The following is a 7,205-nucleotide window of genomic DNA, read 5'->3' as shown; positions in this document are numbered from 1 at the left end:
GATTGGGTGTGGGCATGATCTGCTCTCGCCGCAACAACTTCAAAACTCGGCTTACCCACGGCGTCATTCCCGCGAAGGCGGGAATCCATTCTTGTTGCGTTGAAGAGTGGATCCCCGCCTTCGCGGGGATGACGGCGCGTTTGTTAGGTCTCCTTGGGCCAGGCTAAGCGTCGCTCTCCCCCCGCCCCAGGTTCAGCGCATATTTCGCCAGTTCGATCCCCATGCGCTCCTCTACGAACGGATACACCGCCGGGTCGAGCACGGACGAGCTCAGCGGAATGATGGTCTTGGGGACATGCAGCACGAAGACATACATGCCGCGCCCGAGTTGGCCCACCGACAGCGCCTGTCCCGCCGCATCAAGCGTGGTGATGACATCAGGGAAGGTCGCCAGCCGCGCGCCGCCCGCATCCTCCACCGCCATATACTCGTTCATCACATGCAGCGTAGTGGCTTTGTCGCCCTCGCCGATCGTGACGCGGCCAATATCGAAGGCCTCCTTGGTATAGGTCACGTCGATATCGGTGATGTAACCCTTCACCAGGATCGAGCCGCCCGTGGTCTCGACGATGGCGTCGATGACCGACCCCGGTCCCCTGCCCTCGGCTGCGATCATCGCCTCGCCCAGCTTCAGCGCCAGCGAAATGCCGCCCAAGGCGGCATGCTTCTGCACATAGCTGGCCCGCAGCGGGTTGCGGCAGGAGGCGATGAAACCGCCCGACATATCGGCCGCCGTGCGCAGGATGGGCGAGACCTTGGCCGTCGCGCCGCGCGTCACCAGCTCGATGTAGCGGTTCTCTGCCCGATTGCCGCCCACCGCCGTCTGGATCATCTGCTCGGGCGAGCCGGCCATGCCGATCGACCCCATGTCCCCCGTCGGATGGGCGCGGATATCGCCCACGGCGTCCACGACCTTGGTTCCCAGGATGGCTGACGGGAGCCAGCCGTTGAGCGTGGATGATTTGCCGTTCTGCCCCACCATCAATCCGCTGAGCTTCTCGCCCAGCGCATCCTGCAGCAGCGCGACGGCCTTCACATAGTCGACGCCCTGCATTTCCCAGGCCGTGGTCGAGGCCGGTGCACCGATTGCGGCAGCCGTCGCCACCCAGTCGTCGGGATTCAGTTCCTCGATACCAACCAGTTCCGGCTTGCCGATGCTCACGGCAGCATGGCCCAGCATGCGCCCATGGTCGGCCCAGCCGCCGCCGCCCGCCGCATAGACCGAGCCGCCACGCACGGCGGCCTCGACGTCCCTTTCGGTAAGGATGCGACCCATCAGGTGTTCCCTTGCAGTTTGGTGTCGAGCGCCAGCACCGCATCGAGCAGGACCGAGGCGCCCAGCGCGATATCGTCTGAGGTGGCGAACTCGTCCGGCGTGTGGCTGCGGCCATCGGCGCAGGGCACGAAGATCATCGCCGCCCTGGTGATCCGCGCCATCCAGGCCGTGTCGTGCCCGGCGCCGGAGGCCATGCGCCGGTGCCGGGCGCCCGCCGTTTCGCAGGCGGCGTCCAGCACATCGAGCAATTCGGCGTTGCAGGGCATTGGTTGATTGTCCGAGACGATGCGTGGCACCGAGACGGTGACACCTGTCTTCTGCGCAATCGCGGCGACGCCACGGTCGAGCTCGTCGACGAAGCGATCCATGTCGTCGCGCCGTTCTGCCCGGGCGTCGATGAGCATCCGCACCCGCGCCGGCACGACATTGGCGGCGTTGGGAGTCATCCCGAATTCGCCAACAGTGGCGGCGAAATGGGCCTCGCCGCTGGCCAGGGCCCGGCCCAGTTCCTCGACGCCGAGGGCGATCCAGGCCGCGGTGGTCAGCGCATCCTTGCGCGAGCTCATGGGCGTGGTTCCGGCATGGTCGGCGCGGCCTTCGACGATGATTTCGAGCCGCGTGATGCCTGCGATCGCCGTCACCACGCCGACATCCAACTTTTCGTCCTGCAGCACCGGGCCCTGCTCGATATGCAGTTCGAGAAATGCCTTGATATCATCGCGTTGCGCCGGAAGCCTCGCTTCGCCGCCGACCTGGGAAATGCCCTGCTCCAGTGTCAGTCCATCGGCGGTACGCGCCAACCATTCCGCGGGTCGCGTGCCGCTCATGCCGCGGCTGCCGATGCATGACACCCCGAAGATGGAGACCTCTTCGGCCAGGAAATCCACCACTTCCAGCGTGTGATCGAGCACCATGCCGCGGTCGAGCAGGCCCCTGGCCACTTCCAGCGCCGCGACGATTCCGGCAATGCCGTCAAACCGGCCGCCATCGGGGACGGTGTCGGAATGGCTGCCGAGCATGATGGTACCGAGTTCGGGGCGCTTGCCGGGGATGGTGCCGACCAGGTTGCCGGCCGCGTCGATCCGGGTGACGGCGCCGGCCTCCCGCATGGCTTTTTCAAGCCATTTCCGGCCCTCGAGGAACATCGGGGTGAAGGCGCGGCGGGTGTATGGACGGCCCGGCTCGGTGATGGCAGCCAGCGCGTCGATATCGGCGGCAATGCGATCGGCGCGGATGGGAGTGTTTGGAATCAAGACCTTAGCTCCGGTCTGACGAACCGCCCGGTGCCCGGCGGCGCTACTGTGGTTCCGTCGAAGACCTGTTGTCCGCGCAGGTAGGTGAGACCCACGGTCCAGGGCAGTTCGATGCCGTTATAGGGCGACCAGCCCACGACATTGTGGCCGCTGGCGGCGGCGTCGTAGCGGATGGGACGCGGAAAAAGCACCGTGATATCAGCATCTTTGCCCGCTGTGAGGGCGCCCTTGCGGTGGTCGAGGCGGAAGTGCCTGGCGGGATTTTCGGCCATCAGTCTTGCCGCCCAGGTCAGGGGGATGTTGCGCTGGAGCGCGCCCCTCACGAAGAGTGGCACCATGACTTCGAGGCCCGGCACGCCGGAAGCATTGGCCAGCATGCTGGGAGAATTCTTGCGGTTTTCTGACCAACTGACGTGATCCGTGCTGACCATGGTGACGTTCCCTGCCCGGACATGGTCCCAGAGCTTTTCGACCTCGGCACGCGGACGGATCGGCGGATTGATCTTGGCCTTGCCGCCGAGCCGGGCGACGTCGTTTTCCTCGTCCAGCGTGAGGTAGTGGATGCAGCACTCGATGGTGGCAGCGTAGCCCTGGTCGCGGTAGGCGCGGGCGATTTCGTAGCCGCGCCCCAGGGAGCAGTGCACGACATGGGCGGGGCAGCCGGTCTGGGCGCCGGTTTCGTAGATCTGCAGCGAGGCCAGCAGTTCGGTCAGCGGCGGGCGGCTCAGCGCGTGGGCGCGGTAGTCGGTGATGCCTGAAGCCTGGACCTTGGCCATGGCTGACCGGACCATCTCGTCGTCTTCGTTGTGAACGCCAGCGGTGAGGCCGGTTGGCGCGATGGCGGCGAAGCACTCTTCGAGCAGAGCGGGCGGGATACGGGGGAAGCGAATCGGGTCGGTGCCGAAGGTAGAGAACTTGAAGGCGGCGACACCGGCTTCGACCTGTTCCGGAATGCGGCTGGCGCCCTCTTCCGGATTGATGGTGCCATAGAGGGCGAAGTCGACGCGCGCCTGGGGCTCGGCGTGATCGATCTTTCGGCGCACGGCCTCGGCGGAGCACACCAGGTTGCCCTCGTCATAGGGCATGTCGACGATGGTTGTGACGCCGCCTGATGCGGCCGAGCGGGTCGACCAGATGAAATCCTCCTGGTTCTTCTGGCTCAGCGAGTGGGTCTGCGCATCGATGGCGCCGGGGAGGATGAGGGCGTTGCCGAGGTCGTGACGCTCGTGGGCCGAGGGCGCCCTGCCCTCGCCCACATGGATCACCTTGCCGCCGCGCACGGCCACGTAGCCATTCTCGATGATGAGGTCGGGGAGGACGACAGTACCGGCGAGGACGAGATCGAAATCGGACATGTCACGCACGTCTCAAGATGGGCGATGTCATTCCGGCGCAGGCCGGAATCCATGCGCGGAGGGGTCCGCAACCACCCAAGCGTAGGGCAACATTCGGACATGGATTCCGGCATGCGCCGGAATGACCCGGTGGATAGACGTCGCTTCTCAAGCCGCAGCCCTCCCCAATTGTCCGGTGCGCGCCATCAGCCAGCGCTCCAGCGCCGAGAGTGCGTCATAGATCAGCACGGCCAGGACGCCGACGATGAGACCGCCCTGCAGCACGAAGGCGGTGTTGCTCGACAGGAGCCCGGCAATGATCACCTCGCCCAGCGTGCGCGCGGCGACGGTGGAGCCGATCGTCGCCGTCGCCAGCGAGATTACCACCGATAGCCGTATGCCGGCGAGGATCACCGGCAAAGCCAGGGGCAGTTCGACCTTAATGAGCCGCTGCCAGCCCGTCATGCCCATGCCCTTGGCGGCGTCGGTCACCGCCGGTGGCAGGTTGGTGAGACCGGTCAGCGTGTTTTCGAAGATGGGCAGCAGTCCATAGAGGAACAAGGCCAGCAGCGTCGGCTGCCAGCCAAAGCCGAGCATGGGGACGGCCAGAGCGAGGACGGCGACCGGGGGGAAGGTCTGGCCGACATTGGCGATGCTGCGCGACAGCGGCAGGAATTCTGCGCCGAAGGGGCGGGTGACAATGATGGCGAGGCCAACCGCGATCAGCGTGGAGGCCAGGGTTGCCAGCAGGACCAGCTTGAGATGTTCGTAGGTGATATCGAGCAGGTTGCCCTGGTTGTAGATGGCCGGCTGGTTGTTCTTGGTGAAGAGTCCGAAGAAGCCGCCGAACAGGTCCGGCCTGACAAGCAGCAGCACCAGGGTGAGCAGGACCACGCCACGGATGAGGTTGCCCACTGTCATTGCGGCCGCGCCGCCAGTCGCGACAGCTGCGCGAGCGTCACCTGCCCGACGATCTGGCCCTCGTGCCGCACCGGCAAGGCCGGGCGGCCTGACCAGAGCAGTTCGGCATAGGCATCGCGCAGCGAGGCCGTGTCGTTGATCGCCTCGCCGTCCACGACGCCCGGCTCGATATGGTCGGCCACCCGTGCCAGCGACAGCAGCCGGAACGGCCGTTCGCTGGTGCCGATGAGTTCGGCCACGAAGGGCGTCGCCGGGTTGGCGATGATTTCGGCAGGCCTCGCAAACTGCAGCAGCTTGCCCTTGTCCATGACTGCGATCCTGTCGCCGAGGTGGATGGCTTCCTCCATGTCGTGCGTCACCAGCACGATGGTGGTGCCGAACCGGCGCTGGATGGACAGCAGGTCCTCCTGCGCCTTGGCACGGATCACCGGATCGAGCGCTCCATAGGGTTCGTCCATCAGCAGGATATTGGGCGAGGCGGCGAGCGCCCGCGCCACGCCGACGCGCTGCTGCTGGCCACCGGACAGCTCATGCGGCAGGCGATCGCGGAATTCGGCCGGGTCGAGCTGGAACAGGGTCAGCAGTTCATCGACGCGGTTGGCGATCTTCGCCTTGTCCCAGCCGAGCAGCTTGGGGACGGTGGCGATATTCTGCCCCACGGTGCGATGGGGAAACAAGCCATGGCCCTGGATGGCATAGCCGATGCGGCGCCGCAGCTCATAGGCCTGGATACCAGCGATGTCCTCGCCGTCGATGCGGATATGGCCGGAGGTGGGCTCGACGAGTTTGTTGATCATCCGCATCAGCGTGGTCTTGCCCGAGCCGGACGTGCCGACGATGACGCAGATGGTGTGCGGCTCGATGGTCAGGCTCACACGGTCGACCACGGCGGTGCCGCTATAGACCTTGGTGATGTCGTCGATCTCGATCATGCGGCACCAGGCTCCAGTGGCTGCGGCGAGATACCCCCACCGTTGATCCCTCCCCATAGGAGGGAGGGAGCGAGGATCGGGGCTTCCGGGCTCATCGTGCCCCTCCCCGGCTCGTCATTTCCACCAAGGCATCCAGCACGACCGCGGCGGCGAAGGCCAGGGCGACGGTTGGCACGGCGCCGAGCAGGACCAGGTCCATGGCCGTCTGGCCGATGCCCTGGAAGACGAAGACGCCGAAGCCGCCGCCGCCGATGAGGGCGGCAATGGTGGCGAGGCCAATATTCTGCACCAGCACGATGCGGATGCCGGTGAGGATGACCGGAAAGGCCAGCGGCAGCTCGATGCCGATCAGCCGCTGCGCCGCGGTCATGCCCATGCCCTTGGCGGCGTCGACAGCTGATGGCGAAACGCTTTGCAGGCCCACCACGGTGTTGGAGACAATGGGCAGCAGCGAATAGGCGAATAGGGCGACCATGGCGGGCGCCACGCCGATGCCGGATATGCCGATCTCGGAAGCACCGGGCACATTGGCGGCGACCCAGGCCAGCGGGGCGATCAGGAGGCCAAAAAGGGCAATGGAGGGTATGGTCTGGATGATGTTGAGGACGTTGAGCACGGCTGATCGCAGCGGCTTGACCTTGTAGCAGAGGATGCCCAGCGGCAGACCGGCTACGGTGGCGATGGCGACAGAGCCGAAGGCCAGCGCCAGATGGGTGCGCGCCTCGGCCCAGAATGCCGGCGCGCGGGTGCTGTATTCCTTGAGCATGGAGAGGTCATTCCAGCTGCCGCTCCAGAGCAGCAGGGCAATGGCGGCGGCCACAGCGACCAAAATGCCGATCCGCACCAGCGGGGCGAAGTGCAGCCGGGTCAGTGCGTCGGTGACCAACAGGGCGAAGGCAAAGATCAGCAGCCAGAAGCCGGCGCCCGGCGAGACGCGGGCGAAGGTGTCGCCTTCGGGGGTGAGGTGGCTGCCGGACCAGCCGATGAAGACGAGCAGCACCGCCAGGACGACGAAGCCGCCCACAAGCTTGGCGATGACGGGGAAGCGCAGCAGCGCTGTGACGATACCGAGCAAGAGCACGGCGGCAAGGACAATGGCGGGCGGCTGCGGCAAGGCCGTGAGCAAGGATTGTGCCTCGCCGGGAACGATGCGGTTGGCGCGGAACAGGGCAAAAGGGAGAGCGGCGCCGACGGCGGCGATGAGCGCGATGAGGACGCCCAGCTTGTCGAGCGCGAGCCAGCCGGGTCGGCTATCGGCGATGGTCGTGTCGGCGATGCTCATGCTGGCTCCGGCTGGTCAGTCGCTGGCTTCGCTGCGGTGGCGTTGGTTGGGATATGTCTTGTCCCCAAACACCGCGCGTCACCCTCGGGCTTGACCCGAGGGTTCTTCACTTGCTGCATGTCCGTCAAGTGCAGGGCCCTCGGGTCAAACCCGAGGGTGACGGCCGGTGGGAGGTTGGATCCGGTGGCGGAGCTACCGGATCCTGTT

At 66.0% G+C, this 7,205-nt stretch carries 6 protein-coding genes; all 6 read right to left on the bottom strand.

Annotated features, from left to right (window positions below; genetic code table 11):
• Positions 1-163: 163 nt before the first annotated feature.
• The 6 genes from IH615_RS09605 to IH615_RS09580 all read right to left on the bottom strand — a co-directional run bounded on the left by IH615_RS09605 (position 164) and on the right by IH615_RS09580 (position 6,998).
• Complete coding sequence (locus IH615_RS09605) at positions 164-1,276, bottom strand: DUF917 domain-containing protein (protein WP_291361648.1); 1,113 nt, start codon at positions 1,274-1,276, stop codon at positions 164-166.
• On the bottom strand, positions 1,276-2,529 hold the full coding sequence (locus tag IH615_RS09600) for a Zn-dependent hydrolase (protein WP_291361647.1): 1,254 nt from the start codon (positions 2,527-2,529) through the stop codon (positions 1,276-1,278). The genes IH615_RS09605 and IH615_RS09600 overlap by 1 nt, the downstream gene beginning before the upstream one ends.
• Positions 2,526-3,884, bottom strand: coding sequence for an amidohydrolase family protein (locus IH615_RS09595; protein ID WP_291361646.1), 1,359 nt, complete (start codon positions 3,882-3,884; stop codon positions 2,526-2,528). Before IH615_RS09595 ends, IH615_RS09600 begins: the two co-directional genes overlap by 4 nt.
• 147 nt (positions 3,885-4,031) lie before the next feature.
• Positions 4,032-4,784: an ABC transporter permease gene (locus IH615_RS09590; RefSeq protein WP_291361645.1), complete on the bottom strand. Its 753-nt coding sequence runs from the start codon at positions 4,782-4,784 to the stop codon at positions 4,032-4,034.
• Positions 4,781-5,716 (bottom strand): ABC transporter ATP-binding protein, encoded by a 936-nt coding sequence (locus tag IH615_RS09585; protein WP_291361644.1) that lies wholly within the window; start codon positions 5,714-5,716, stop codon positions 4,781-4,783. The genes IH615_RS09590 and IH615_RS09585 overlap by 4 nt, the downstream gene beginning before the upstream one ends.
• Positions 5,717-5,807: 91 nt before the next feature.
• Entirely contained in the window at positions 5,808-6,998 is a 1,191-nt protein-coding gene (locus tag IH615_RS09580) for an ABC transporter permease (protein ID WP_291361643.1), read from the bottom strand.
• Positions 6,999-7,205: the final 207 nt, after the last annotated feature.

The organism is Devosia sp. (assembly GCF_014860165.1).
GTDB lineage: Bacteria > Pseudomonadota > Alphaproteobacteria > Rhizobiales > Devosiaceae > Devosia.
Note: the sequence above shows the minus strand (reverse complement) of the source record. Positions and strands in the feature narration are given on the sequence as shown.